At 44.5% G+C, this 25,928-nt stretch carries 25 protein-coding genes; 9 read left to right on the top strand and 16 right to left on the bottom strand.

The window, feature by feature from the left end; all coding sequences use genetic code 11:
* Nucleotides 1–3 precede the first annotated feature (3 nt).
* The 7 genes from secF to pgpA all read left to right on the top strand — a co-directional run bounded on the left by secF (nucleotide 4) and on the right by pgpA (nucleotide 5,338).
* Nucleotides 4–972: a protein translocase subunit SecF gene (secF, locus tag WDV75_RS03990; protein WP_273559126.1), complete on the top strand. Its 969-nt coding sequence runs from the start codon at nucleotides 4–6 to the stop codon at nucleotides 970–972.
* Nucleotides 973–1,094: 122 nt separating this feature from the next.
* Nucleotides 1,095–1,544 carry a transcriptional regulator NrdR gene (gene nrdR, locus WDV75_RS03985; RefSeq protein WP_273559124.1) on the top strand — a complete coding sequence of 150 codons (450 nt, stop codon included), beginning with the start codon at nucleotides 1,095–1,097 and terminating at the stop codon, nucleotides 1,542–1,544.
* Between the two features lie 42 nt (nucleotides 1,545–1,586).
* Nucleotides 1,587–2,693, top strand: coding sequence for a bifunctional diaminohydroxyphosphoribosylaminopyrimidine deaminase/5-amino-6-(5-phosphoribosylamino)uracil reductase RibD (ribD, locus tag WDV75_RS03980; protein ID WP_273559122.1), 1,107 nt, complete (start codon nucleotides 1,587–1,589; stop codon nucleotides 2,691–2,693).
* An 87-nt stretch (nucleotides 2,694–2,780) separates the two neighbouring features.
* Nucleotides 2,781–3,251 carry a 6,7-dimethyl-8-ribityllumazine synthase gene (ribE, locus tag WDV75_RS03975; RefSeq protein WP_273559120.1) on the top strand — a complete coding sequence of 157 codons (471 nt, stop codon included), beginning with the start codon at nucleotides 2,781–2,783 and terminating at the stop codon, nucleotides 3,249–3,251.
* A 29-nt stretch (nucleotides 3,252–3,280) separates the two neighbouring features.
* Nucleotides 3,281–3,697, top strand: coding sequence for a transcription antitermination factor NusB (nusB, locus tag WDV75_RS03970; protein ID WP_047766861.1), 417 nt, complete (start codon nucleotides 3,281–3,283; stop codon nucleotides 3,695–3,697).
* A 101-nt stretch (nucleotides 3,698–3,798) separates the two neighbouring features.
* Nucleotides 3,799–4,845, top strand: a complete 1,047-nt coding sequence (thiL, locus tag WDV75_RS03965) for a thiamine-phosphate kinase (protein ID WP_189758897.1) — start codon at nucleotides 3,799–3,801, stop codon at nucleotides 4,843–4,845.
* Nucleotides 4,838–5,338: a phosphatidylglycerophosphatase A gene (pgpA, locus tag WDV75_RS03960; RefSeq protein WP_273559116.1), complete on the top strand. Its 501-nt coding sequence runs from the start codon at nucleotides 4,838–4,840 to the stop codon at nucleotides 5,336–5,338. The genes thiL and pgpA overlap by 8 nt, the downstream gene beginning before the upstream one ends.
* A gap of 178 nt (nucleotides 5,339–5,516) precedes the next feature.
* Here pgpA and pcp read toward each other — a convergent pair whose 3' ends face one another.
* The 9 genes from pcp to xseB all read right to left on the bottom strand — a co-directional run bounded on the left by pcp (nucleotide 5,517) and on the right by xseB (nucleotide 16,637).
* A complete protein-coding gene (gene pcp / locus WDV75_RS03955) occupies nucleotides 5,517–6,164 on the bottom strand; it encodes a pyroglutamyl-peptidase I (RefSeq protein WP_273559193.1) in 648 nt (215 codons plus the stop codon).
* 35 nt (nucleotides 6,165–6,199) lie between these two features.
* Nucleotides 6,200–7,219 (bottom strand): DUF979 domain-containing protein, encoded by a 1,020-nt coding sequence (locus WDV75_RS03950; RefSeq protein WP_273559191.1) that lies wholly within the window; start codon nucleotides 7,217–7,219, stop codon nucleotides 6,200–6,202.
* The gene (locus WDV75_RS03945; protein WP_273559114.1) at nucleotides 7,216–7,944 is read right to left on the bottom strand and encodes a DUF969 domain-containing protein; all 729 of its coding nucleotides are present in this window, start codon (nucleotides 7,942–7,944) and stop codon (nucleotides 7,216–7,218) included. The genes WDV75_RS03950 and WDV75_RS03945 overlap by 4 nt, the downstream gene beginning before the upstream one ends.
* Nucleotides 7,945–8,321: 377 nt before the next feature.
* Nucleotides 8,322–9,548 carry an MFS transporter gene (locus WDV75_RS03940; RefSeq protein WP_273559112.1) on the bottom strand — a complete coding sequence of 409 codons (1,227 nt, stop codon included), beginning with the start codon at nucleotides 9,546–9,548 and terminating at the stop codon, nucleotides 8,322–8,324.
* 17 nt (nucleotides 9,549–9,565) lie between these two features.
* Nucleotides 9,566–11,653 (bottom strand): 2OG-Fe dioxygenase family protein, encoded by a 2,088-nt coding sequence (locus WDV75_RS03935; protein WP_273559110.1) that lies wholly within the window; start codon nucleotides 11,651–11,653, stop codon nucleotides 9,566–9,568.
* 53 nt (nucleotides 11,654–11,706) lie between these two features.
* A complete protein-coding gene (locus tag WDV75_RS03930) occupies nucleotides 11,707–12,876 on the bottom strand; it encodes a KamA family radical SAM protein (RefSeq protein ID WP_273559108.1) in 1,170 nt (389 codons plus the stop codon).
* Nucleotides 12,877–13,467: 591 nt separating this feature from the next.
* Nucleotides 13,468–15,333: a 1-deoxy-D-xylulose-5-phosphate synthase gene (gene dxs, locus WDV75_RS03925; RefSeq protein ID WP_273559106.1), complete on the bottom strand. Its 1,866-nt coding sequence runs from the start codon at nucleotides 15,331–15,333 to the stop codon at nucleotides 13,468–13,470.
* Nucleotides 15,334–15,442: 109 nt separating this feature from the next.
* A complete protein-coding gene (gene ispA, locus WDV75_RS03920; protein ID WP_273559104.1) occupies nucleotides 15,443–16,375 on the bottom strand; it encodes a (2E,6E)-farnesyl diphosphate synthase in 933 nt (310 codons plus the stop codon).
* 4 nt (nucleotides 16,376–16,379) lie between these two features.
* A complete protein-coding gene (gene xseB / locus WDV75_RS03915; RefSeq protein WP_189758904.1) occupies nucleotides 16,380–16,637 on the bottom strand; it encodes an exodeoxyribonuclease VII small subunit in 258 nt (85 codons plus the stop codon).
* 254 nt (nucleotides 16,638–16,891) lie between these two features.
* Between xseB and thiI the strand changes: the two genes are divergently transcribed.
* Entirely contained in the window at nucleotides 16,892–18,340 is a 1,449-nt protein-coding gene (gene thiI, locus WDV75_RS03910) for a tRNA uracil 4-sulfurtransferase ThiI (protein ID WP_273559102.1), read from the top strand.
* Nucleotides 18,341–18,429: 89 nt separating this feature from the next.
* Here the strand turns inward: thiI and yajL are convergent, their stop codons facing one another.
* Both yajL and panE read right to left on the bottom strand, forming a co-directional pair.
* On the bottom strand, nucleotides 18,430–19,026 hold the full coding sequence (yajL, locus tag WDV75_RS03905; RefSeq protein ID WP_189758906.1) for a protein deglycase YajL: 597 nt from the start codon (nucleotides 19,024–19,026) through the stop codon (nucleotides 18,430–18,432).
* Nucleotides 18,989–19,900, bottom strand: coding sequence for a 2-dehydropantoate 2-reductase (gene panE / locus WDV75_RS03900; RefSeq protein WP_273559099.1), 912 nt, complete (start codon nucleotides 19,898–19,900; stop codon nucleotides 18,989–18,991). Before panE ends, yajL begins: the two co-directional genes overlap by 38 nt.
* 125 nt (nucleotides 19,901–20,025) lie before the next feature.
* On the opposite strand from panE, the gene WDV75_RS03895 reads away from it, so the two are divergent.
* Entirely contained in the window at nucleotides 20,026–20,517 is a 492-nt protein-coding gene (locus WDV75_RS03895; RefSeq protein ID WP_189758908.1) for a YajQ family cyclic di-GMP-binding protein, read from the top strand.
* 80 nt (nucleotides 20,518–20,597) lie between these two features.
* Here the strand turns inward: WDV75_RS03895 and WDV75_RS03890 are convergent, their stop codons facing one another.
* The 5 genes from WDV75_RS03890 to cyoB form a co-directional block, all read right to left on the bottom strand.
* Nucleotides 20,598–21,965 (bottom strand): MFS transporter, encoded by a 1,368-nt coding sequence (locus WDV75_RS03890; protein WP_273559096.1) that lies wholly within the window; start codon nucleotides 21,963–21,965, stop codon nucleotides 20,598–20,600.
* A 140-nt stretch (nucleotides 21,966–22,105) separates the two neighbouring features.
* Nucleotides 22,106–22,990 (bottom strand): heme o synthase, encoded by an 885-nt coding sequence (cyoE, locus tag WDV75_RS03885; RefSeq protein WP_189758910.1) that lies wholly within the window; start codon nucleotides 22,988–22,990, stop codon nucleotides 22,106–22,108.
* A 12-nt stretch (nucleotides 22,991–23,002) separates the two neighbouring features.
* Nucleotides 23,003–23,335: a cytochrome o ubiquinol oxidase subunit IV gene (locus tag WDV75_RS03880; protein ID WP_189758911.1), complete on the bottom strand. Its 333-nt coding sequence runs from the start codon at nucleotides 23,333–23,335 to the stop codon at nucleotides 23,003–23,005.
* Entirely contained in the window at nucleotides 23,335–23,946 is a 612-nt protein-coding gene (locus WDV75_RS03875; protein ID WP_189758912.1) for a cytochrome o ubiquinol oxidase subunit III, read from the bottom strand. The genes WDV75_RS03880 and WDV75_RS03875 overlap by 1 nt, the downstream gene beginning before the upstream one ends.
* Nucleotides 23,946–25,928 (bottom strand): cytochrome o ubiquinol oxidase subunit I, encoded by a 1,983-nt coding sequence (cyoB, locus tag WDV75_RS03870; protein ID WP_189758913.1) that lies wholly within the window; start codon nucleotides 25,926–25,928, stop codon nucleotides 23,946–23,948. The genes WDV75_RS03875 and cyoB overlap by 1 nt, the downstream gene beginning before the upstream one ends.

The following is a 25,928-nucleotide window of genomic DNA, read 5'->3' as shown; positions in this document are numbered from 1 at the left end:
GTTGTGGCACAGGATTATACTGTTGAACAATTAAACTATGGGCGTAAAGTTATCGACTTTATGCGCTGGGACAACGTTGCCTTTGGGATTTCGTTCCTGCTGTTGATCGCTTCCATCGTCATGATAAGCACTCGTGGTTTTAACTGGGGGCTTGATTTTACCGGTGGTACGGTCATTGAGGTGAAACTGAGTCAACCTGCGGATCTGGACAAGATGCGTGCGAGCCTGAGCCAGAATGGTTTTGCTGATCCTCTTTTGCAAAATTTTGGCAGCAGCCGTGATGTTATGGTTCGTATGCCACCTGTGGCTGGTAATGCAGGGCAAGAGCTTGGCAATAAGATTATCTCGGTGATTAACCAGGATATTGATAAAGATGCCAAGGTTAAACGTGTCGAATTCGTTGGCCCCAGTGTCGGGAACGAACTGGCACAAACCGGAGCGATGGCATTACTGGTTGCACTGATCTGTATCCTGATTTATGTCGGTTTCCGCTTTGAGTGGCGTCTGGCATTGGGGGCAGTTATTGCACTGGCGCATGACGTGATTATTACATTGGGTATTCTGTCGTTGTTCCACATCGAAATTGACCTGACTATTGTTGCGTCATTGATGTCCGTTATCGGTTATTCATTGAACGACAGCATCGTAGTGTCGGATCGTATCCGTGAGAACTTCCGTAAGATACGCCGTGGTACGTCGTATGAAATCACCAATATTTCCCTGACTCAGACTCTAAGCCGTACCATCATGACTTCCGCAACTACGTTGTTGGTTGTATTGATGCTGTATATTTTCGGTGGCGAAATGCTGAAGGGGTTCTCACTGGTCATGTTAATCGGTGTTTCTATCGGTACAATCTCTTCTATCTATGTTGCTTCTGCCCTGGCTTTGAAATTGGGTATGAAGCGTGAGCATCTGATCCAGCAGAAAGTTGAGAAAGAAGGGGCAGATCAGCCCTCCATTCTTCCTTAATTATTTTGCATGATCGAGCACTGATATCGCTTAAACACCCTGTGAGTACTTACTGACAGGGTGTTTTTCGTCATCACTTCAAGGTAAACTGTTATCCCTTCGGTTAACTGTCAGGAAACGATATGCATTGCCCATTTTGCGCAGCCGTTGATACTAAAGTTATTGATTCCCGTCTGGTAGGGGCTGGCTCACAAGTGCGCCGTCGCCGTCAGTGCCTGGAATGTCATGAACGCTTCACGACGTTTGAAGTTGCAGAGCTGGTAATGCCACGAGTCATTAAAAGTGATGATATTCGAGAGCCTTTCGACGAAGAAAAATTGCGTCGTGGAATGCAGAAAGCACTGGAAAAACGTCCTGTCAGCTCTGATGATGTAGAAATGGCAATCAGTCACATTAAATCACAGGTACGGGCTACAGGAGAACGTGAAATTCCGTCCAAAATGATCGGAAACTTTGTCATGGATGCGCTGAAGAAACTTGATAAAGTGGCCTATATCCGTTTTGCGTCTGTTTATCGCAGCTTTGAAGATGTTCGCGAATTCGGTGAAGAGATTGCCAGATTACAAGATTAAACGCTGTTACTCTTACTAAAAACCAGAAACTGATTAAACGCTATGACACTTGATGAAATATATATGTCCAGAGCGCTGGAACTGGCGTATCAGGGGCGTTTTACAACATCCCCAAATCCGAATGTAGGTTGCGTCATCGTTAAGGATGAGCAGGTAATCGGGGAGGGTTTTCATTTACGAGCGGGCGAACCTCACGCAGAAGTTTACGCTCTGCGTATGGCCGGTGAAAAAGCAAAAGGCGCTACAGCTTACGTTACCCTTGAACCATGCAGCCATCACGGTAAAACTCCCCCTTGTGCTGATGCTTTAATCGCCGCAGGTCTAAGCCGTGTTGTGGTAGCGATGCAAGATCCCAATCCTCAAGTTGCCGGGCGTGGTTTGTATAAATTGCAGCAGGCCGGAATTGCAGTTGAACATGGTTTAATGATGGAACAGGCGGAAACCTTGAATAAGGGGTTTCTTAAACGTATGCGTACAGGATTCCCGTACCTACAATTGAAACTGGGCGCATCATTGGATGGTCGAACTGCGTTGGCATCAGGGGAAAGCAAGTGGATTACCTCACCGGAGGCCCGCCAGGATGTACAGAAACTACGGGCGCAGTGCAGTGCTATTTTGAGTTCTAGCGCAACGGTACTGGCAGATGATCCTTCCCTGACTGTCCGTTGGAATGAACTGGATGCTGAAACCCAAGCGGTTTATCCGCAAGAATGGCTTCGCCAACCAATCCGTATCATTACAGATAGCCAAAACCGTGTAACTCCACAGCATCAAGTTGTCCAGCAACCAGGGGAATGTTGGTTAGCACGTACTAAGCAAGATCAGCAAAAATGGCCTGATAATACCGAACAGATTTTATTGCCAGAACATGGTGTTGGTGTTGATTTAGTGTTGCTGATGATGCAACTTGGAAAGCGTCAGGTAAATTCTGTGTGGGCGGAATGTGGCCCTGCTTTGGCTGGTGCTTTATTGTCGTTAGGGTTGGTCGATGAATTGATCCTGTATATCGCGCCTAAAATATTGGGAAATAGTGCCCGTGGATTGTTCGATATCCCTGAGTTGCAAAAATTATCGGATGCTCCTGAATTTTCTCTGTTTGATGTTCAACAGATTGGTCCTGATGTGCGTCTTCGCTTACGGCCGAGTTAAGTGTTTTGATTTTGGGATAGCCCTAAATCAAAAATAATGTGATAAGATCCGCGCCCCTGCGGATATGAATAAAGTATAAGGAAGGCTATGAACGTAATCAAAGGTGTTGTTGCAGCTCCTAAAGCCCGCATTGCCATTGCAGTTGCCCGCTTTAACAACTTCATTAATGACAGCCTGCTGGAAGGAGCCGTTGATGCGTTGGAACGCATCGGCCAGGTTTCTTCAGACAATATCACCGTAGTATGGGTGCCGGGTGCTTATGAACTGCCATTGACGGTCAAAGCGTTGGCTGAGTCCCAAAAATATGATGCGGTTATCGCTTTAGGTACTGTTATCCGTGGCGGAACCGCCCATTTCGAATATGTTGCCGGCGAATGTAGTTCAGGCTTGTCCAGTGTGGCAATGTCCAGCAACATTCCTGTTACATTGGGTGTTCTGACAACAGAAAATATTGAACAGGCGATTGAACGCGCTGGAACTAAAGCGGGTAATAAAGGTGCGGAAGCTGCCTTGACCGCGTTGGAAATGATCAATGTAATCAAAGCCATTAAAGGCTGAATTTTTTAGTTTTAATTAAGGGGAATTTTGTGAAACCTGCTGCTCGTCGTCGTGCTCGTGAGTGTGCTGTTCAGGCAATTTATTCATGGCAATTATCCAAAAACAGCATTGCTGATGTTGAATTGCAGTTTCTGTCAGAGCAGGACGTAACCGGTGTTGATGTCACCTATTTTCGTGAATTGCTGTCCGGGGTAGCAGTCAATGCTACAAAATTGGATGCCTTGATGGCGCCTTATCTTTCCCGCCAGCTCGAAGAGTTAGGTCAGGTAGAAAAAGCCATCTTGCGCGTTGCGATGTTTGAACTAAGCTTTCGTGATGATGTCCCCTACAAAGTGGCTATTAATGAAGGCATCGAACTGGCAAAAACGTTTGGTGCTGAAGATAGCCATAAATTCGTCAATGGGGTGTTGGATAAAGCTGGCCCAGCAGCACGTAAGAAAAAGTGATTGCTTGCCAGGAGTTCCCCATTATAACTCAATGATTTTACACATGAGGCCGGAAATCCGGCCTCATGTGCTCATCGTTGGTCACTTTTTGGAATTCTATTATGGCATGTGGTGAATTTGACCTCATTGCACGTTACTTCAATCGCCCTCTTAGCCGCCGACGTGATGTAAGCCTAGGGATTGGTGATGATTGTGCACTGATGACCGTTGCGGATAAGCAAGAATTAGCGGTAACAACGGATACGCTGGTGGCTGGTGTCCATTTCCTCCCTGATATCTCACCAGAAGATTTGGCTTATAAAGCATTGGCTGTCAATATCAGTGACTTGGCCGCCGTTGGGGCCGATCCTGCTTGGGCATCGTTGGCGTTAACGTTGCCTGACGTCAATGAGGATTGGTTAAAACGATTTAGTGATAGCCTGTTTGAACAACTGAATTATTACGGTATGCAGTTGATTGGGGGAGATACAACAAAAGGCCCCATGAGTTTGACGCTAACCGTACATGGACTGGTGCCGGCTGGCAGGGCGTTACGTCGTGCTGGTGCGAAGAACGGTGATTGGATTTATGTCACCGGAACACTGGGTGATAGTGCCGCAGGACTTGCCTTGTTGCAAGAGCATCTGACCGTGGAAGATCCTGCTATCCACCATTGGTTGGTTAAGCGCCATCTCCGTCCACAACCACGCGTTTTACAAGGACAGGCGCTGCGTGATTTGGCTTCTTCCGCGATTGATCTGTCGGATGGGTTGATTTCTGATCTCAACCATATTCTGACAGCCAGTCAATGTGGTGCGCGTATTAATCTGGATGCACTGCCGTATTCGGAAGCGATGCAGCAATATATTCCCGCTGAGCAGGCGTTGAAATGGGCGCTGAGTGGTGGGGAAGATTATGAGTTGTGTTTCACAGTACCTGAGCTTAACCGTGGTGCGTTAAATATGGCATTGGCCCATTCAGGGGCAAGTTTCTGCTGTATTGGGCAAATCAGACCTGAATCAGAAGGTATCCGCTATTTTAACAATAACGAAGAAATTGAGCTGGATCTGAACGGTTTTGACCACTTTAAAACGGATGAAAAACCGGTCGTACCTTGTCCGGCTGCACACCAGGAAGAAAACGATCAAACGGAGGGAACGCATGGATGACGCAAAACGCCACTTAAAAATGAGTAATCCGTGGCATTTATTAGCTACGGGATTTGGTAGTGGCTTATCGCCGATTATTCCGGGCACAATGGGTTCAGTGGCGGCGATCCCTTTCTGGTTACTATTGGCGCAGCTACCGACATGGGGAATCTGGTTGGTTATTGTGTTGGGAACCATCATTGGCTGTGTGATTTGCCAGAAAGCTGCCGATGCTATGAATGTGGAAGATCCTGGTTGTGTCGTTTGGGATGAATTCATCGGAATGTGGATCACACTGATGGCGATCCCTGTACTCAACTGGCAATGGGTTTTGGTTGGCTTTGTGGTATTCCGCATTTTTGATATGTGGAAACCGTGGCCGATCCGCTGGTTTGACCGCTATGTGAAAGGTGGTATTGGCATCATGCTGGATGACATTATCGCGGCAATCTTTGCGGTTGTTGTCATCTGGTTACTGAATTTCTACCAACTATTCCCTTTCTATACGCATTAAACTTCAAGTTGCAATTTACAACACAATATGAAACTTGGTTTTTGGGGAAAAATACAAGCTATCAGTCGTGGGCTGGCTTATGTTCCGATTTCTCCCCGCGCAGCGGGGAAAAATCACACACATCTTGAAGTTAGATTGGTATAAATTAAATAGCCACTGAATCCCAGTGGCTATGTTTTCAGCTTGTTGTTCCGCCAGTGATGGTCATGTCTTTTTCATGCTTCAATGTTGACTCAATAGCGATTTTCAAGGCTGTTGTCATCATTTCTACAGCCATACTTGGCGCACCAGAATGTTTTGTTGCCTGTTCAGGCAAATAAGGGACATGGATAAAGCCAGCCCGCACAGCAGGAAACCGTTGGTTCAAATAATGCAGCAAACCGTACATAACATGATTGCAAACGAAGGTTCCCGCAGTTTGGGAGACTTTGGCGGGAATTCCTGCATTATTTAACTCATTAGCAATAGCCTTAATGGGCAAGGTAGAAAAATAAGCCGTAGGACCACCGGCAATGACAGGGGTATCAATGGGCTGTTGGCCTGCATTATCAGGAATACGGGCATCGTTAACATTGATTGCCACACGTTCCACGCTGATATGTGGCCTGTTTCCAGCTTCCCCAACTGAAATCACTACTTCTGGTTTGATGCGTCCAATTGCCGCATAGAGCTGTTCCAGAGAAGTATCGAAAACGCAAGGCAGTTGGCGAACTTCAATATTTGCTCCCGCGATTTGACATCCCTGCAATGGCCTAACGGCTTCCCATGAGGAATTGAGAGTTTCACTATCGAAAGGCTCGAAAGCAGTGACGAGAATGGTTTTTATGGAAGTAGCTTTCATGACGGTTCCTTGCTGTTATTTTATAAGAAGAGTAGAAAATAGAGCAGGAATACATTGGTAAGTAGTAAGGCACATCCTGTAGGGATTTGTGCTTTGATAACGGCATTGCGGTCAGGCAATTCTAACAGGGCAACAGGGACGAGATTAAAATTTGCCGCCATGGGTGTCATCAACGTACCGCAATAGCCGGAGAACATACCAATGGCAGCCATAACGGCAGGATTGCCGCCGTGCTGTAAGATCAAAATGGGAATGCCAATACCGGCAGTAACGATGGGAAAAGCCGCGAAAGCATTTCCCATAACCATGGTCAGCAGAGCCATACCAAATACGTACGCTATCACGGCGATAAAACGATTATCGACAGCGATATAACTTTCGGTCAGGTGGGAAATCACCGTGCCGATGCCGGCAGTCGCAAACAGCAATCCGAGCGTAGCCAGAAGTTGTGGCAGGATGAAGACGCAGCCAATGGAGTCCAGCAGACGGCGAGTCTCCTGTATTGGCTGTGTTATGGCATCACGGCTTATGCGTAATGCTATAACCAATCCTAGCAGGCAGCCGAGAGTAATTGAAAAGAGAGTCACCAGCGTTGAATGATTTCCCTCACCAAAGACGGCTTGTTGTAAGCCTGGAATGTGGTCAAACATCAACACGCCAATCATGGTGACAACGGGGATCAGCAGGACGGGAAAAAATAGTTGATTGCCAAGACGATCAGCGCTTTCCCGCTGTTGTTTTGGGGTACGTTGATGATAATTTCCCAGCTGAACTCCACCAAATCCTGCCAATAGTGCCATAAGAATGACCAGCACACCGATACTAATATAAGCAATTCTTTGGGCTTGGGCTTCATCACTGATCCAGACAGCTACTATATGATGACTCCATTTCCCCATCAGGAAGATCAAACCGTAAAGCGCCCAGAATAGACCGGTAGTTAAACGGCGAGGATTTGCTTTATCACGCCATGACATGATAGCGACAGCTAGCAAGAGCACCCCTGCCAGTACGTAGAGATACTGTAATTGAAACATTATTTCTCCTCCTTGCTGTGCAGTTTGGCGTGATTCAAGGCATTCAGTTCGTTGGCAATACGATAATCAAGGCGATATAACCGAACTGAATGGATAAGAAAAGCACAAATAGCAGTAGGGATCCCCCAGAGAGCGATATGCAGTGGTTCGGTGTGAATACCCCCTGATTCCAGCATGAAATTGTGCATAAAGATAATTGCCCCGAAGGCAACAAAAATATCTTCCCCAAAGAATAGACCGGTATTATCCGTTGCTGCGGACATCGCGCGAATGCGATGACGAACTGAATCTGGCAACTTACCATATTGATTTTCAGCCGCCCCTTCTGCCATCGGAGCTAAGAGGGGACGAACCATTTGCGGGTGTCCGCCTAAACTGGTTAAACCTAATGCGGCAGAGATTTCTCGTATAAACAGATAGACAATCAATAAACGTCCAGTGGTCGCCATTTTGATATGAGCAATGGATTTCTGGGCCCGTTCTTTTAAACCATGTCTTTCCAATAGGCCAATGATAACTAAAGGAAACAGGAGAGTTAGGGTTAAATTTAGGGTATTAACAAACCCAGAACCTAGCTTCTCCAAAATATCGGCTATCGGCATGTGAGCAGCCAATCCCGTAACAAGGCCAGTGACGGTGACGACCAGAACCGGATTAAATCTGATGACAAAACCGATGATGATGACGGCGATCCCGATTAGGGGCCAGAAGTTGATGGTTTGCTGCATATTTTATTCCCCATGAATAAATGCATTGTTGTTTTATTGTGGGTTTAGATTGTGTTTATTGTTAATTCATTATTTGCATATTGTTGAACAACAAATAAACTTCGGTTAACAAATAAGCAAATAAAATTCGCAATGGATTGCAAAAGTGGAATGTAGATCACTACTTGGATGAAAAAGCGTTTATTGGATGAGAAGATTTTGCTAGTCGGATTGGAAACCAAAAGGGATAAAACCGATATCTGATACCAGACGGGTATTAAATATCGGCATTAACGTGGTCACTACACCAATCTAACTTCAAGATGCGTGTGATTTCTCCCCGCGAAGCGGGAAGAAATCAGGTTTCATAGCGTGTTGTAAATTGCAGTTTGCAATAGTTATAGTTTGCTTGTAGTAAAACGCCGTACCCACAACAAGACCATTACTAATACCGTCAGTGGCAAGCCGTGAAATATTAGAATGACAATGGAAGGTGGTAGCCAAACATAGAAAGGGGCGACCAGCAACATTCCTATCCCAAAGCCCGTCATTTGTAACAGCGTCAATAAACTGAAAATTGGCAAACGTAAATTTTCCGGTTCACTTTGTGCCCGTGATATTAGGCTCACTTCCGCGATCCCGTCACCTATTCCTGCCCAGATTGCGAATAGCAGTAGCCAGAATACACTGCTTTGTTGGAAAGTGAGGATAAACCCAGTCGACATCAGAGCGACACCGATAAAGAATAGTTTCTCCATCTTCAACAGGTTGCGGCTACGCAGCCGGTAACTAGCCAATCGCGCGCCTGCGAATTTTCCTATCGCCCATGTTGCCAGCAGTAATCCCATCGTGGTACTGGCGTTATCGGGGGTAAGCAGTTTCGAAATGATGGGAAAACCGACGTTATGGGCAGCGCTACCCAATGTATCTGCCAGACTGAGAAATAGCATACCTGCCAGCATGGGCGCACCGCGCAACCCGTGGCGCAATTCACGCCACTCGTTACCCAGTTCTCTTGATATTTTCAGCTCTGGCAAGGAGAGAAAACGAAGGGGCATAATCAGGATCGCCGCCAGCAGATAAGTCATGATATTGACGGTAAATACTATTTCATAACCACTACTTGCGACCAAAAGTCCCGATACAAGGCTGCCAAATACGGCTCCTGTGGCAGCGACAGAGGTAAGCCAGGAATTAGTTGATATACGTTGGGAAGCATGAACCCAATATGGCATTTGACTGTTTAATCCGATAGCAAACATTGAATTACCTAAGCCAATGCCGAAGGCGATCACCGGTAAGATCAGTAGCTGCTGTGATGCGGGGATCAACAATAATAGGGACAGTAAAATGACACGTACCAGATCAAAAAAAACCAGCGGCCATCGGCCTGTAAATCGTCTGAAAAAAGGGGTTCCGATCAAGCTGGCAATGATACCGCCAGCAACACGACAGGCAAGAAAAATACTGACGTGCATGACGCTATTACTGAGCAGATAGACATAGGTGGAGAGTGCCACCATATTCAGGAATGCACCAAAATCGGAGACGAACCGAGCACTGACGATCAATAAGGCATTAAGGCTAGAACAACGCAAACCCAAACTATTTTCCTGGCTTGGCATGATTATTCGCTCACTTGTTATTTAGGCAGTTGTCGGAAAGTTACCAGCAATAGATCCCGAAATGCCGCATTTGTAGGAGATACTTGTCGAACACTGCTTGCCCGATGATAAAGTCGTTTATCATTTATTGCGAGTGTTTCAAGAAAATGCTCCATTGCGGTGTGTAGCAAGGGCGGAGCTTCATGGGCTGTTGCGTGAACTTCGGAAATCACCGGCTCTGTATTGTGGCTTTGGATAAAGTGCATAAAAATCCAATTCTGACCATCCTGATGAATTCCGGAGGTTGTCGGACTGTCTTTACCGGCTTGCGCTTTTACCCGAAATTGGTGAATATCAATCGCATAGTGATGCTTTTTCGTTAATTGGTCACCTAAAATCGCTATATCTGTTGCAAGGATATGCTGCATGATGGGGTGAGTAATAAAGGTTTCTTTAACATAGCTGAGTTGATTGGAACCTTTTTTGTACTCAATGTCATAGGTAACGGATGAATGATATTTATTGTCCCGATTTAGTTGCAGTGGATTCTCTTCATCAGGGTGGTAATAATAGCGCAGGATACGTCTTTCCCTATGGGTATAGTCTTTAAAATTTTGATCTAAAACCAATTCATTCCAATAATCTTTAAAGGTTTTTATTTCTTCTGAATCACGGGAAATAAGTTCACTGAAATGTGGAATATGGCAATAGTGTTCATTCATCAAACGTGCCGATATATTTGCAATTTGCATATCCTGACTACTTTTTGGTGTTGGGTTAATAATGGGATAAACGTGTTCTAACATTTCCTGGTGTAATGAGTAGGCATCGGACGCATCGTCTACTTTTGCCCAGCACCTGAGCAAGTAATGTTCTTCAGTTTCTGCGTTGATATAGTAATCAGTGGGTTGGGAAATACACTCGATCACGTTTGGATGGTTTTTCATGTGTTCGATGTTTTTAATACCCTGAAAGTGCCCGCTCTTGTCTGGGTACATAGCTAACATCGAATAATGCTGTTTAGCCGCTGTAGCCCGTTGTTGGGCGAGGCTTATCTGTGTATCAATGTCCTGTTCCTGCAAGAGAATGGAGAGATATAGCTGGTACGGATCGAGCCCTGCGATATCACGGAAGGATGAATTTACAAAGAGTCCACCAAGGCGTGGGTTAATTTCAATCACTATCGGGCCATCTTTGGTCATACGAAATTCAAGATGAGCAATGGCATAGTTCAATCCAACGGCTTGTATGCAGGCTCTGGCATAGTCCCTAATCTGTTCCTGTTCAACAGGAGAAAATGATACAGGGGGACAAATCAGCAAATTTTCCAGTACGGTGTTTTCTTTTTCTGTCAGGATCAATTTTTCATTGATCAGCACCGGATGTATTTTGTTCTGGCTGATAACACATTCGACAGTGCCTTCCACGCCATCAAGGTACTCTTCCAATAGCAGGCTTTTGCCCGGTATGTTGATATGTTTCTCACCCGCTAAAGTGAAACACTCCTGTTTATTTCCCATAAAATCGATATAAATCGAGTGGTCATAGTGGGTTGTAAATGCGCGATAATGTGCTTTAAGTTCAGACCAATCACGGCATTTTTTGATGAAGACTGAAGCTGCCCCAAATGGAGGTTTTGCAATTAAGGGATAACCAATTACTTTAGCTTGTGAATAGAGTTCCTCTTCGGTATGGCACAAGGCATGGCGTATTGATCTGACGCCATATTTTTGCAGTGCCTGGCGCATTAAGAACTTGTTGTTACAGGTTGCAATCGCAGATGCAGACGTATTTGGCAAGCCAATATTGCGACAAACTTCTGCAACAATGCAGCCAACTTGGCCGTAAGTAGACGCATGGCCTGCATAACACAAAATACCTCGTAATCTATAGGTTTGTTGCAAAATGGCGACAAGATCCTGTAAGGCATCTTGTGTCAGTGACTCTAAGTAAAAAACATCATCGCTATCTATATAAAGACGCTCTGTGTGCTGGCGTCCTTTCAGCGCTGCCGTTAGGCAACTCATTCCCATCTTTTTTGCTGCGGTGGAATGGGCTTCACGATATTTATAGCGCGGAATTTGGGCATCATCGATATCAACAAACAAAATCGCATTTGGTTTCATTTGGCATCCTTGAAATAAATAGGTTTTATCATTTGCTGAAAATAATAAGTAAATTAATTATCTAGCCATTCACATTGTTCTTGTTGCCAGTTGATAAATCGGTAATAACGTTTGCCGTTTATGGATTCAAAATAAGGTATTTCTTCCGGATTAGTGAATAAAGGCACGGTGAATTTGCCTTTCATATGTGGCAGAACATATTCCGGTAAAGCGATATTGGAAACTCGACGCTTGAGTTTACTCATGATAGCAATGGCATCGTGGATTGAGGCTTTGTACTCTGAGGAGCCGGGAGAGAAAGGCATAAAATGGTAGAGATAGTAAGGTTTAACCCCTATACGATATAAATCGATAAACAGTTTATGGAGGATTTCTTCTTTGTCATTGATGCCGCGTAGGAAGGGCATATTGGAAAAAACAATCGGTACGACACTCTGGATGCGGCGCACGGCAGACTGAAATTCTTCACTTAACTCAAGTGGATGACAGATATGGACACCAAAAGCGTTAACACGGTGTTTTTTCAGTGTTTCGATTAACGCATTGGTAATACGGTAGGGATTGAATGTCAGGGCCCTGGAATGAACGCGGATTAACAGGTCTTCTCTGATTTCTCTGATAGCAGACAACGATTCATCCAATTTTTTATCTGTCAGCATCAAGGGATCGCCACCGCTAAGAATGACTTCTTCCACAGAGGGGGTATTTTTGATGTATTCAAGGGATTGTTGGAAGGAAGTTCGGCCAGCGTTTGATTTACCTGAATCAACTTTCAATGTTCTTAGAGCTTCAAAGCAAAATTGACAGTAGGAGTTACAGGCATTAACCATGCGCAAGATCACCCGATTGTCATATTTATGCTGGCAGATGGGCGTTTTCATTTCATTATTAAGTTCCCAATTTTCAGATTCCCCATCATAGCCATTGAACTGCTCTTCACTCCAAAATGGAACCACTTGTCGCCAAAGTGGGTTTGTCGTGATATCGCCTGATTGGTTGGTGGCTAATATCTGGCGGAGATAATAGGGAGTTATTTGTATTTTTTGGCCTTGCAAATTTTGCTGAATACGTTGAGTTATTTCCTCACTCCATCCACCACAGGCGATACGTAAAGATTTTTCATCACGTAATGCGTTTTTTTGTTGCCAACGCCAATCAGTCCAGTTCTCATTAAAGTCATAAAGGCGTTGTTGTGAATTAGATATGGTATTGATATTATCCATCATTATTCCTTAATATTTATTAGTCTTGTTTGATGTTTTTTATTACTTTTTATTTTTTATTACTATCGTAAGCAAAGATAATAACCATTTAAATAATATGGGTATCACAGTATTTGTATTGAGTCAAATTGATATGCTTAATTTGAGATATAGGAAATAATCTTTGGCTATTGATAAATATATGCATTAAACTTCATGTTGCAATTTATAGCATGATATGAAACGTGATTTTTCCCCGCGACGCGGGGAGAAATCACATGCATCTTGAAGTTAGGTTGGTATAGGTTTTCATAATACTGAGAGTATCAGATATTGGTATTCTTTACCCCGCACACCGCGCGGGGTAAAGAATACTCCTATCATTTTGAAACACTATTTATATCAAATATTAATGGTCTCTTTCTGAAACTATAAAAGATGAGTTGATAAAAAATAATATATTGGTAATGGGGAATATTAAGGGAGATAAGAATTGAAATATACCAATCACGTTTCATATAACGTTGTAAATTGCAACTTGAAGTTTAATTAGTATAGAAATTAAAACGGATGAATATTTAATAAAAACATTCACCCATTATTTATTAGCGATTATTCAGCCAGATATTTCTCGATAGTATTTTGAATACCTGCCGCATCCAGCCCTAAATCAGCATGAAGCTCTTGTTGTGTTCCTTGTGGTATAAAGTTATCGGGTAAACCCAGATTTAATACAGGAACTGACAATTTTTTCTGCATCACTAATTCGTTAACACCACTGCCTGCACCACCCATGATGGCATTTTCTTCCAAAGTCACCAGCAACTCGTGGCTGGCTGCCATTTCCAGCACCAGCGCTTTATCCAGTGGTTTGACGAAACGCATATCCACAACAGTTGCATTCAGATTTTCAGCCGCTTGCAGCGCATAGTCTAATAATGTGCCAAAGTTAAGGATCGCAACGCGCTCTCCTTGACGACGGATGACGCCCTTGCCGATTGGCAATGTTTCCAAAGGTTGGAGTTCAGCACCTGTCCCTGTACCGCGAGGATAACGAACAGCAACAGGGCCTGCTTGATAATGATAGCCAGTATGTAGCATCTGGCGGCATTCGTTTTCATCGCTGGGTGCCATAATTACCATATTCGGGATGCAGCGCAGGAAAGAAAGATCAAAAGCACCTTGATGGGTTTGACCATCTGCACCGACAATGCCGCCACGGTCGATAGCAAACAAGACAGGTAAGTTTTGGATGGCGACATCGTGGATCACCTGATCATAAGCGCGTTGCAGAAAGGTCGAATAAATGGCAACGATAGGTTTATAGCCGCCAATAGCCAGACCTGCGGCAAAAGTGACCGAATGTTGCTCGGCAATCGCGACATCAAAATATTGTTCAGGATATTCGCGGGAAAAGCGCACCATACCGGAACCTTCCCGCATGGCAGGGGTGATCGCCATCAGTTTTTTATCATGCGCGGCTTCTTCGCACAGCCAATCACCGAAGATCTTGGAAAATGTCGGGCGAGTTTCTGCACTTTTTGGCAAAGAACCCGTTGAAGGATCGAATTTGGGGACAGCGTGCCAGCTGATAGGATCTTTTTCCGCTGGTGCATAACCACGACCTTTTTTAGTCATGATGTGCAGGAATTGTGGCCCTTTCAGTTCGCGCATGTTTTTCAACGTTTGGGTTAGCGCCAGTACGTCATGGCCATCAACAGGCCCGATATAGTTGAACCCAAGTTCTTCAAACAGCGTTCCGGGAACCACCATGCCTTTCAGATGTTCTTCCGTTTTTTTCAACAACTCTTTGATAGGCGGCAGGTTGGAAAAAACTTTTTTGCCGCCTTCACGCAGAGTTGTATACAGTTTGCCTGACAGAATCTGTGCCAGATGGTTATTCAATGCTCCCACATTTTCAGAGATAGACATTTCATTGTCATTGAGAATAACCAGCATGTCGGGATCGATATCGCCGGCATGGTTCATAGCTTCAAAAGCCATGCCCGCAGTAATGGCGCCATCCCCAATGACGCATACCGTTTTGCGGCCTTTGCCTTCGTGTTCGGCAGCAATAGCCATACCTAAGCCAGCGCTGATTGATGTGGATGAGTGGCCGACGCATAAAGTGTCGTACTCACTTTCTTCTCGCCAGGGGAAGGGGTGAAGGCCATTTTTTTGCCGAATGGTATTAATGCGATCACGACGTCCAGTTAAAATTTTGTGTGGGTAGGCCTGATGACCAACATCCCAGACTAAATTGTCAAAAGGGGTTTTATAAACATAGTGAAGTGCGACGGTTAATTCGATAGCGCCAAGGCCGGAAGCAAAGTGACCACTGGAGCGGCTGACACTGTTCAGCAAAAATTGACGCAGTTCATCGCATAACTTTGGCAAGGTTTCTTTGGGTAGCAGGCGAAGCTCTTCTGGAGTTTCAGCCAATGCCAATGTTGGATATTTCGCTATATCAATGCTCATGCTATGCCTGTGTAAAATGCTATATCCGTTAGAAGTTGAATATTAAGAACCCTGTTATTATCAGTGTGTAATTTCTGGGTTCACCCCGTAAGGCGCTTTATCGGTTTTTTTAGCTGTTTCTCTCAATGATAAAACCAGCCAATTTCTTCAAGGTTGCGGTGTTATATGACCGTTTTTCCAGCTCTGTAAGGGCGGCGAGCGCTTCTTCATACAGATCTCTGGCTTTTTGTTGGGCTTGCTCTAAACCTAATAATGCAGGGTAAGTATTTTTACCGAGTTGCTGATCATTGCCCTGACGCTTACCAATAACTTCAGTATTGCCAATGACATCCAAAATATCGTCATGTACCTGAAATGCCAGGCCGATGGCTTGGGCATATTGCTCCAGCAAAGGCAGCACTTCGCGGCCACGTTGTCCCGCACTATAAGCGCCCAATCGGACGGCTGAACGTATTAACGCGCCTGTTTTATGTTGGTGGATCTGTTCTAGTGAAGCAAGATCGATCTGCTTACCTTCAGCTTCCAAATCCAGTGATTGTCCACCACACATGCCGGCAAAGCCACTGGCGCTTGCCAGTTCAGCGATCATAGCAAGGCGATCAGATAAGGTCACATTGGGCATATCCTGTTTTGCCAGGATCTCAAAAGCCAGAGATTGTAAGGCATCACCGGCTAAAATAGCCTGACTTTCACCAAATTTGATATGACAGGTAGGCTGCCCACGACGTAAATCGTCGTTATCCATTGCGGGTAAATCATCGTGGATCAATGAATAGGCATGAATGCACTCTATCGCGATGGCTGCGGCATCAAGACTCGTTTTAGGGAAGCCAAATATTTCTCCCACGCTGTAAACTAAAAATGGACGTAGCCGTTTTCCACCCAGTACAGCACCATATTGCATTGCTGTACCTAATGGGCTGTTTAAAAAGGGCAATGAAGAAAATATTGCCATCAGTTTGGCATTAATGTGTTGCTGACAAGCACTCAGCCTTTCTTCAAAAGATTGCTCTTCAAAAAGAGCCTTATATTGTTCAGACATAAATTTACTCAGCGTCGGACGAAAATTCATCAAGAGGCGATTGTGCATCATGGTTTAGTAAAATTTGCACTCGTTGCTCCGCCTGTTGAAGCGTTTTCTGTCCTTGTCTTGCAAGTTGAATACCACGTTCAAATTCATTCAACGCATCTTCTAATGGGAGTTCCCCGGATTCCAGTCGAATAACAATTTCCTCTAACTCTTTAAGAGAGGTTTCGAATGCTGGCATTTGTTCGGTTGCTGATGTTTGATTTGCTTTAGGCATAATGACTTAACATATGGTTATTTAACGAATTACAGCAAAGCAAGTTCGTGACAGAATTGCTGAGTACCCTACTACACCGAGAAAAATAAATCATGTGTTACCACTATTTTTTTATAGTCGGTTTTTGCAGTCGATTTTTTACAGGTGATAAGCCAGATGGTGTTATACTCTGCGCCCTATCCAACTGAACACTTAAGAACAATCATTGATGTTGTTGATGATAGTTCAACATTGAATGACTACTATATCTTATTATGAAGTTTATCATTAAATTATTCCCAGAAATTACGATTAAGAGCCAGACCGTCCGGTTGCGCTTTATTAAAATTCTTGCCAGCAATATCCGCAATGTGTTGAAAACCTTCGGAGAAGGCATTGCTGTGGTTCGCCATTGGGATAATATCGAAGTTCGGGTTAAAGATGATAACCTCGGTACGGAAATTTGTGACGCACTGACACGTATTCCAGGTATTCACCATATCCTGCAAGTAGAAGAACGAGATTTTCGTGATCTGCATCATATCTTTGAACAAACCTACGAAACTTACTGTCATTTACTGCAGGGTAAAACGTTTTGTGTTCGCGTAAAGCGCCGTGGTAAACACAGTTTTACATCCAATGAAGTTGAACGCTATGTTGGTGGCGGCTTGAACCAGCATATTGAATCAGCCAAGGTGAAATTGACCAAACCTGATGTCACCGTGAATCTGGAAATTGATCAGGATAAGCTGATTCTGGTTAAAGCCCGTCATGAAGGGATTGGCGGCTTTCCTATCGGTACGCAGGAAGATGTTCTGTCATTGATTTCCGGTGGATTTGATTCCGGTGTTTCCAGCTATATGCTGATGCGTCGTGGCTGCCGCGTGCACTACTGTTTCTTTAATCTCGGTGGCGCAGCCCATGAAATTGGCGTAAAGCAGGTTGCCCATTATTTGTGGAACCGATTTGGCAGCTCGCATAAAGTCCGTTTCGTTGCTGTCAATTTTGAACCTGTCGTGGCTGAAATTCTGGAAAAAGTTGATGACGGGCAGATGGGGGTTGTGCTGAAAAGAATGATGGTCAGAGCGGCTTCCAGGGTTGCAGAACGCTATGGTGTACAGGCGATTGTAACCGGTGAGGCTCTGGGGCAGGTGTCTAGCCAGACTTTGACTAACTTAAGGTTGATTGACAATGTTTCAGATACGTTGATCCTCCGTCCTCTGATTTCCCATGATAAAGAACACATTATTAAGCTAGCCCGTGAGATTGGCACCGAAGATTTTGCTCGCACGATGCCGGAATTTTGTGGGGTTATCTCAAAAAGTCCAACAGTGAAAGCCGTTAAAGCCAAAATTGAAGCAGAAGAAAGCAATTTTGACTTCGAGATCTTAGAACGTGTGGTTAGTGAAGCCCAGAATCTGGATATCCGCCAAATAGCAGAGCAATCCAGTGAGCAAGTGGTGGAAGTGGAAATGGTATCTGCATTTTCCTCTAATGATGTGTTATTGGATATCCGTTCTCCCGATGAGCAGGATAACCGTCCGTTAAATATAGAGGGTATTGAAATTCAGTCATTGCCTTTCTATAAACTGGGCACCCAGTTTGGGGATCTGCCGAAAGAAAAAACTTATCTGCTTTATTGTGAGCGTGGTGTGATGAGCCGTTTACAGGCGCTTTATCTGCGTGAACAAGGTTTCGGTAATGTGAAGGTGTATCGGCCTTAATTTATTGTGAAAGCACAAGGCTGCTTATGGAATTGATTCCGATAGGCAGCCTATGTTGTATCTTCTTCCCCCTTTATAGGATGGGGTAATTACTGGATGTTTTGGTAATTATTAATGCCGGGGGGTAAGATAAGTTGTGCAGCAACTTCTGCGGCTTTTTCTTTTCCTTTCAACAATTCAATCAGTTTCAAGGCGAAGTCAAAAGCAGTAGCAGGCCCTTGGCTGGTCAGTAAATTAACCCTTTCGTCAAAATAAACCCGTTTATCAATCCATTTTTCTGGTGCAATCTTATCCTGCATACTGGGATAGCCAGTCATATTGCCGACAGGGAAAAGTTGATGATATTCCAATACGATCGCTGGAGAAGCACAGATTGCCGCAATGATTTTTCCCTGACTTTGGGCGGTTCGAATTTTTTCCACTACCAGTAAGCTGTCACGAAAACACTCTGCACCTTTTATGCCCCCCGGCAGAATGATGGCGTCAAAATCTTCGTCAACGACATTAACCAAGGGAGCATCAGCAAGGATTTTGACACCGCGTGAGCAGGTTAAGGTGAGGGAACCATCGGATTCCGTACTGGCTACGGTAACCTTAACGCCTGCTCGAACAAGTAAATCAATTGTCGTGACAGCTTCGGTTTCTTCACTACCGTGGGCGAGACAAATAAGGGCTGAGACGCTCATATTCTTCCTCCTTGCGTTTAATATATTGATAAACAGAAATATTTTCTGTAATTGGTACACCGTGAACACGGGCTCGACGCATTAAAAAACCGGTGATGTAGTCTATTTCGGTATGTCGCTGTGCCCGTATATCTTGCAGCATGGATGAATAATTTTCAGCGGTTTGTTCAATCACGTCCATGACGTAATCAATCAATGTTTGTTTGGCTGTATGAATACTGTCATGTTTCATAACCTGGTAAATTTCGCCACATAATGCCTGAATTTGTGCCTGGTGATGTCGTAAGTCACCATTCTTACAGTCATAGATGACGGAGAGGGGATTAATGACACAGTTGACAGCAAGTTTCATCCAACTGATAGCATGTATTTCATTGTGCCATGCTACATCGGGCAGGGCGCTGTGTAAAACATCAGCCAGATTGCTGAGTTTGGTGGCATTAGCTGTTATGGCACCAATGTGAGTTATCCCCTGTGATTTATAGTGCACAATGCCATTTTTTCGATAAGCTCCATGCGTAGTGACGCCAAGTAAAATGGGGTTTGGCAGAGGCGCAAATTCTTCCTGGGTTCCCATTCCATTATGCAATAACAGGATGGGGCAATGAGGAGACAGTTTGTCAGCAAGGTGATTGATTGCGTCAGAAACTTGCCACGCTTTTAGACAGACGAGGAGTAACTTACTTTCAGCAAGATGTTTTTCGTCGTTGGTAGGAAATTGTTGATTAAAAGCCTGTCCATTAAAGTTTTCGATCTGGACGGAAATAACAGACTGTGGAACCCTTAGCCATCCCTGAACACTATGATTCTGTTGTGATAAAGCAGCAAGCCACAGTTTACCTATAGCACCACAGCCAAGAACGGTTATTTTCATATTTCTTCCTGATCTGGAAATAGGATAATTGCAAAAAGAGCGTAGGGCTTCCGAGTATAGAGCTTTTGCCAATAATGGAAAGCGGTTATCATGCCGATTTATTGATTAGCTGGAGGTGACGGGTAATGCCATCATTTGATATTGTTTCTGAAGTTGATATGCAAGAAGTGCGTAATGCAGTAGAAAACGCACAGCGTGAGTTAAGCAATCGTTGGGATTTTCGTAACGTTCCTGCGAGCTTTGAATTAAACGAAAAGAATGAATCGATCAAAATTGCCAGCGAATCTGATTTTCAGGTGAACCAACTCGTCGATATTCTGCGTGAAAAGTTCGCCAAACGCGGAATTGATGGTTCTGTAATTAATATTCCTGAAAATATGGTTCATAGCGGTAAAACGTACAGTGTAGAAGCAACCTTATTGCAAGGTATCGATACGCCGTTAGCGAAAAAGATCGTGAAGCTGATTAAAGACAGTAAGCTAAAGGTACAGGCCCAAATTCAGGGTGAGCAAGTGCGAGTAACAGGTAAGGCGCGCGATGATTTGCAAAGTGTCATGGCATTGGTTCGTGGTGCAGAATTGGGGCAGCCTTTCCAGTTTACTAATTTCCGCGATTAATTTCCGTCATTATCATTAAGAGTGAATAATTAATCATAGTACGGTGTCTGGTAACACCGTACTTGTTATAAATAGCCTGGCTATTTATGGGATAAGACAATTTGTTCTAACTGCTTGCGATTGGTTAGCTTAGTATCGACTTTGATATATGCACTGAGTTCTTCTGGTGCGATGACAACATCTTTTACACCCGCTTGCGCTAATATCTTTTTCTCCAAAACCTCAGCATTGCTTAGTTGTTCTGGCAAAATAAGCCTGATGCTGCTGACATAGGGAGGCTGCTGTAAGGTCAGGCTGATAATAAACCAGAGTGCAGTCAGCGCGATGCCTCCCATAAAGACGAGTGATGCGCCTTGCCATTCGTAAAGTATTCCCCCAAGGAAGCCACCCAATGCAACGCCAAGGAATTGACTGGTCGAGTAAACGCCCATAGCAGTGCCTTTGTAACCCGCAGGTGCTTCTTTACTGATGAGTGAAGGCAAGATAGCTTCCATGATATTAAATGCAAGGAAGAAAATTTGAATGCCTGCAAAGATCCCCCAAAGATGCGATCCCTGAGACCATAAAACAGCTTCAGCGATGAATAGCATAGCTATACACAGCAAAAATACCTGTTTCATGCGACGTTTTGCTTCTGCGTAAATAATGAAAGGCAAAACGGCGACAAAAGAGATAAGTGTGGTAATTAAATACACTTTCCAATGTTGTTGTGGAGGAAAGCCCACTTTTTCCATAATAAGGGGAAGGGCAACAAAGCTCGACATCAATAAGGTATGCAGGCAGAGAATACCAAAATTGAGTTTGATGAGTTGGGGATCGAAAAGCACACGTTTGAAGCTGCCGCGCGCGATACCTGATTCACGATTTAATAAATGCTTGTGTGTATTGGGTACAGCAAACAATGTGATAAGTATTCCGCAGCAAGCCAAGATTGCAATCGCTCCAAATAGGCCATTTAAACCAATTTGGTGGGTGATAATAGGACCGACAACAATTGCAAAAGCGAATGTGATGCCAAAGCTAATGCCGATAAATGCCATCGCTTTTGTTCGATTCTGCTCACGAGTCAGGTCTGAAAGTAATGCCATAATAGCGGCAGATATTGCTCCCATACCTTGCAAGGCTCGCCCGATAATAATGCCCCAAATAGAGTCGCTTAAGGCGGCAATAACACTGCCTAATGCAAAAATGAGTAGCCCGCCGATGATTAAAGGTTTTCTGCCAATTTTGTCTGAAAGAAGCCCAAATGGGATCTGGAATATTGCCTGTGTTAAGCCGTAGATGCCAATGGCAATTCCGATAAGTGCTTCGGTCGCATCATGTAACGCTAAACCATAGGTCGTCAGAACCGGCAGAACCATGAACATGCCTAACATGCGCAGGGAGAAAACAGAACCTAAGCCCCATGTTGCCCGAAGTTCAAGCGGAGTCATTTTATTATCGTTCATGGATACCTCAAAAAATCTGGTATGACATTTCAATTAAGTGAGAGCAAACAAAAAAGAAGTGTTTGTAACCGAAAAAGTTGTCATTGAATAGAGATAAAAGAAAGGAAAAAGATGGCAGGGTTTAACCTGCCATCTAAATATTACCAGACGTAAGTCAGTAGGTTTTCTGGCGATGCTGTTGAATCTACAGACATCATGACGCTTAATGACATGATAGCAACGATAGAAAACAGAAATAACTTACGGGCCCAAATACGGTCATTAGAGGTTTTATAACCTGATAATGCCATACCCAACCACCAGAGGCTTACTGCAGCAGCGACAATAAGGTATTTATACCCCGCATAACCACTGATAGTCAGCATCAAAGTGGCAACCATAAAGGCCAGAATATACAGAGTGATGTGGTTTTTCGCGACGGAAATACCTTTAATCACAGGTAATACTGGGATGTTGGCCGCTTGATAATCTTTGAACCGAAAAATAGCAATGGCATAAGAGTGGGGCATTTGCCACAAGCTGAAGATCAGCAATAAGATCAACGCGCCTGTATCAAAATGCCCTGTTACTGCACAGTAACCAATCACGGGAGGTGCTGCGCCTGACAAGCTACCAACCAGCGTGCCATAAACAGATTTTCTTTTCATGTAGAGGCTATAAACCCCAACATAAACGATAAACCCGATGAGAGCTAACTGCATTGCTAAGACATTGGCTGCTATATAAAGCAGCACGATGCCAACAATACCTAACACTGAGGCGTAAATCAGGCTGATTTTCGGATCGATAAGCCCTTTCACAAGGACTCTTTCTTTCGTTCTTTCCATGATACGGTCAATATCGCGGTCGATATAGTTGTTGAATACACAACCTGATGCTACCACCAGCGATACCCCGACCATCGTTGCAAAGAACAAGGGGTAATCTATTACGCCCTTGGAAGCGAGTAGAAAACCACCAATCGCAGAAATTAGATTTCCGAAAATAATTCCTGGTTTGGTCACTTGCAGGTATTGCTTAATCATTCAAATCAACCCTTAATCAACCATCATATTGATGTTCAGGTTGTACATAATCCACAGGGAGCCAACAACAACGATAGCGATGACCAGTAATGTGAATATTAAGGCAACGAGGTTCCAACGCTCTTCAGATGATGTATTCATGTGCAGGAAGCAGATGAAATGAACAAAAATCTGAATAACAGCCATAGCGACTACTGTCACCAGAATTGTGCTGTGTGAAGCAGTGCCATCCATCACCATCCAGAATGGGATCACGGTCAGTATGACTGACAGAACAAAACCAATTAGATAGGTTTTGAAGCTACCGTGGCTTGCGCCGGAATGAGAAGTATTTGGATGACTCATTACATAGCTCCCATCAGATAAACGACAGTGAATACACAGATCCAGACAACGTCAAGGAAGTGCCAGAACAAACTCAGACAATTCAGACGCATACGGTTTACATCAGTCAGGCCGCGGCGTGAAACTTGAACCATCATGATAATGATCCAAAGAAGACCGACGGTTACGTGCAGACCGTGAGTAGCAACCAGTGCGAAGAAGGCAGACAGGAACGCGCTACGGTCAGGGCCAAAGCCTTCTGAGATCAGTTTATGGAATTCATAAACTTCCATTGAAACGAAACCAAGGCCAAACAGGAAGGTAATGAATAGCCACAAATTAACCTGACCCGTTTTACCTTTGTTCATGCCCAGCATGGCGAAACCATAGGTGATACTACTAAATAGCAGCAAGAAGGTTTCTACCAGTACAAATGGCAGTTCAAAAATATCTTTACCCGTTGGGCCACCCGCCGTGCCGTTAACTAACACGGCATAGGTAGCGAACAGACTTGCAAACAGGATCAAGTCACTCATCAGGTAGACCCAGAAACCAAATACCTTGTTGGCTCCTGTATCGTGGTGCCCATGAGCTTCATGGGCGGCTGTGTTGTTAAGGGTTTGAGTCGACATTATTTCACACCTGCCTTTCTCAGATCTTCATAACGCTGATTTTCAACTTTCTCGATTTCAGCTACAGGAACGTAATAATCAACGTCTTCGTCAAAGCTTTTCACGATGCAACTGATGATGATGCCAGCGAAGCTTGCAATAGCCATCCACCAGATATGCCAGATCAAAGCAAAGCCTAAGGTCAGACAGAAAGCACTGATGATCACACCTGCGCCGGTATTTTTAGGCATATGAATTTCTTCATATTTCGCCGGACGCTTATATTCAGTGCCTTTTTCTTTAACATCCCACCATGCGTCACGAGTCTGAATGTGTGGAACTTCCGCAAAGTTATAGAACGGAGGTGGAGATGAAATTGACCATTCCAGAGTACGGCCACCCCATGGATCACCGGTCAGATCACGGTTCTGTTCACGGTCACGGATACTGACGTAGAACTGGATAACCTGACACAGAATACCAAGAGCGATAAGCACAACACCACCTGCGGCAACCACCAGCAAAGGATGGAATTCAGGATTGATATCCTGACTCAGACGACGAGTCATGCCCATGAAGCCCAACGCATACAGCGGCATGAAGGCAACGAAGAAACCTGTGATCCAGAACCAGAACGCACGGACACCCCATTTTTCATTCAGCGTGAAACCAAATGCTTTCGGGAACCAGTAAGTAGTACCAGCGAAACAGCCGAATACCACACCGCCGATGATAACGTTATGGAAGTGAGCGATCAGGAACAGGCTGTTATGCAGAACGAAGTTTGCACCTGGTACGGCTAGCAGCACACCCGTCATACCACCAATGGAGAAGGTCACCAAGAAGCCAACTGTCCACAGCATTGGGGTTTTGAATTCAATACGACCACGGTACATAGTGAACAGCCAGTTGAAGATCTTAACCCCAGTTGGGATGGAGATAATCATCGTGGCGATACCAAAGAAGGCGTTGACGTTCGCGCCAGAACCCATGGTAAAGAAGTGGTGCAACCAGACAATGAACGACAGGATGGTAATAACGATTGTCGCCCATACCAATGAGGTATAACCAAACAGGCGTTTTTTCGAGAAGGTTGCAGTGACTTCGGAGAAAACACCGAAGACAGGTAGAACCAGAATGTAAACTTCAGGGTGGCCCCAAGCCCAGATCAGGTTGATGTACATCATCATGTTGCCGCCCATATCGTTGGTAAAGAAATGGGTGCCCAGATAACGATCCAAGGTTAGCAACGCGATGGTTACTGTCAGGATTGGGAACGCAGCAATAATAAGGATGTTAGTGCACAGTGCAGTCCAAGTGAAGACTGGCATTTTCATCATGGACATACCTGGTGCACGCATACGCAGGATGGTCACAAAGAAGTTAACACCGGTCAGCAATGTACCGATACCAGAGAGCTGAAGACTCCATATCCAGTAGTCAACACCGACTCCTGGGTTGTACTCCAGACCGGAGAGAGGCGGATATGCCAACCAGCCGGTTTGTGCAAATTCACCTACACCCAGAGAGATATTGATTAGTGCGACACCAACAACAAATAACCAGAAGCTCAAGGAGTTCAAAAATGGGAATGCAACGTCGCGTGCGCCGATTTGCAGAGGAACAACAACGTTCATCAGACCGACGACGAAAGGCGTCGCCATAAAGAAGATCATGATAACGCCGTGAGCGGTAAAGATCTGATCATAATGGTGTGGGGGCAGAAAACCGGCTTCACCAGCGGAAGCTAGGGCTTGCTGTCCACGCATCATGATGGCGTCAGCGAAACCACGGAGCATCATCACCATGGCAACGATGATGTACATGACACCAATTTTTTTATGGTCAACGCTGGTTAACCATTCACTCCAAAGCCATTTCCATTTACGGAAATAAGTCAAGGAACCAACAACTGCCAGTCCCCCAAGCAAGATCCCAAGTAATGTCACCACAATAATGGGTTCATGTAATGGGACCGCATCCAGTGTTAATTTTCCCCACAT

The organism is Xenorhabdus griffiniae, assembly GCF_037265215.1.
Taxonomy (GTDB): Bacteria; Pseudomonadota; Gammaproteobacteria; order Enterobacterales; family Enterobacteriaceae; genus Xenorhabdus; species Xenorhabdus griffiniae.
This window is presented reverse-complemented; position numbering and strand designations above follow the sequence as displayed.

Excerpts from the sequence above, each read along its gene's own strand:
- nrdR (WP_273559124.1), top strand. The coding sequence starts at position 1,095 with ATGCATTGCCCATTTTGCGCAGCCGTTGATACTAAAGTTATTGATTCC.
- ribD (WP_273559122.1), top strand. The coding sequence starts at position 1,587 with ATGACACTTGATGAAATATATATGTCCAGAGCGCTGGAACTGGCGTAT.
- ribE (WP_273559120.1), top strand. The coding sequence starts at position 2,781 with ATGAACGTAATCAAAGGTGTTGTTGCAGCTCCTAAAGCCCGCATTGCC.
- thiL (WP_189758897.1), top strand. The coding sequence starts at position 3,799 with ATGGCATGTGGTGAATTTGACCTCATTGCACGTTACTTCAATCGCCCT.
- pgpA (WP_273559116.1), top strand. The coding sequence starts at position 4,838 with ATGGATGACGCAAAACGCCACTTAAAAATGAGTAATCCGTGGCATTTA.
- WDV75_RS03945 (WP_273559114.1), bottom strand. The coding sequence starts at position 7,944 with ATGCAGCAAACCATCAACTTCTGGCCCCTAATCGGGATCGCCGTCATC.
- WDV75_RS03940 (WP_273559112.1), bottom strand. The coding sequence starts at position 9,548 with ATGCCAAGCCAGGAAAATAGTTTGGGTTTGCGTTGTTCTAGCCTTAAT.
- WDV75_RS03935 (WP_273559110.1), bottom strand. The coding sequence starts at position 11,653 with ATGAAACCAAATGCGATTTTGTTTGTTGATATCGATGATGCCCAAATT.
- WDV75_RS03930 (WP_273559108.1), bottom strand. The coding sequence starts at position 12,876 with ATGGATAATATCAATACCATATCTAATTCACAACAACGCCTTTATGAC.
- dxs (WP_273559106.1), bottom strand. The coding sequence starts at position 15,333 with ATGAGCATTGATATAGCGAAATATCCAACATTGGCATTGGCTGAAACT.
- ispA (WP_273559104.1), bottom strand. The coding sequence starts at position 16,375 with ATGTCTGAACAATATAAGGCTCTTTTTGAAGAGCAATCTTTTGAAGAA.
- xseB (WP_189758904.1), bottom strand. The coding sequence starts at position 16,637 with ATGCCTAAAGCAAATCAAACATCAGCAACCGAACAAATGCCAGCATTC.
- thiI (WP_273559102.1), top strand. The coding sequence starts at position 16,892 with ATGAAGTTTATCATTAAATTATTCCCAGAAATTACGATTAAGAGCCAG.
- yajL (WP_189758906.1), bottom strand. The coding sequence starts at position 19,026 with ATGAGCGTCTCAGCCCTTATTTGTCTCGCCCACGGTAGTGAAGAAACC.
- panE (WP_273559099.1), bottom strand. The coding sequence starts at position 19,900 with ATGAAAATAACCGTTCTTGGCTGTGGTGCTATAGGTAAACTGTGGCTT.
- WDV75_RS03895 (WP_189758908.1), top strand. The coding sequence starts at position 20,026 with ATGCCATCATTTGATATTGTTTCTGAAGTTGATATGCAAGAAGTGCGT.
- WDV75_RS03890 (WP_273559096.1), bottom strand. The coding sequence starts at position 21,965 with ATGAACGATAATAAAATGACTCCGCTTGAACTTCGGGCAACATGGGGC.
- cyoE (WP_189758910.1), bottom strand. The coding sequence starts at position 22,990 with ATGATTAAGCAATACCTGCAAGTGACCAAACCAGGAATTATTTTCGGA.
- WDV75_RS03880 (WP_189758911.1), bottom strand. The coding sequence starts at position 23,335 with ATGAGTCATCCAAATACTTCTCATTCCGGCGCAAGCCACGGTAGCTTC.
- WDV75_RS03875 (WP_189758912.1), bottom strand. The coding sequence starts at position 23,946 with ATGTCGACTCAAACCCTTAACAACACAGCCGCCCATGAAGCTCATGGG.
- cyoB (WP_189758913.1), bottom strand. The coding sequence starts at position 25,928 with ATGTGGGGAAAATTAACACTGGATGCGGTCCCATTACATGAACCCATT.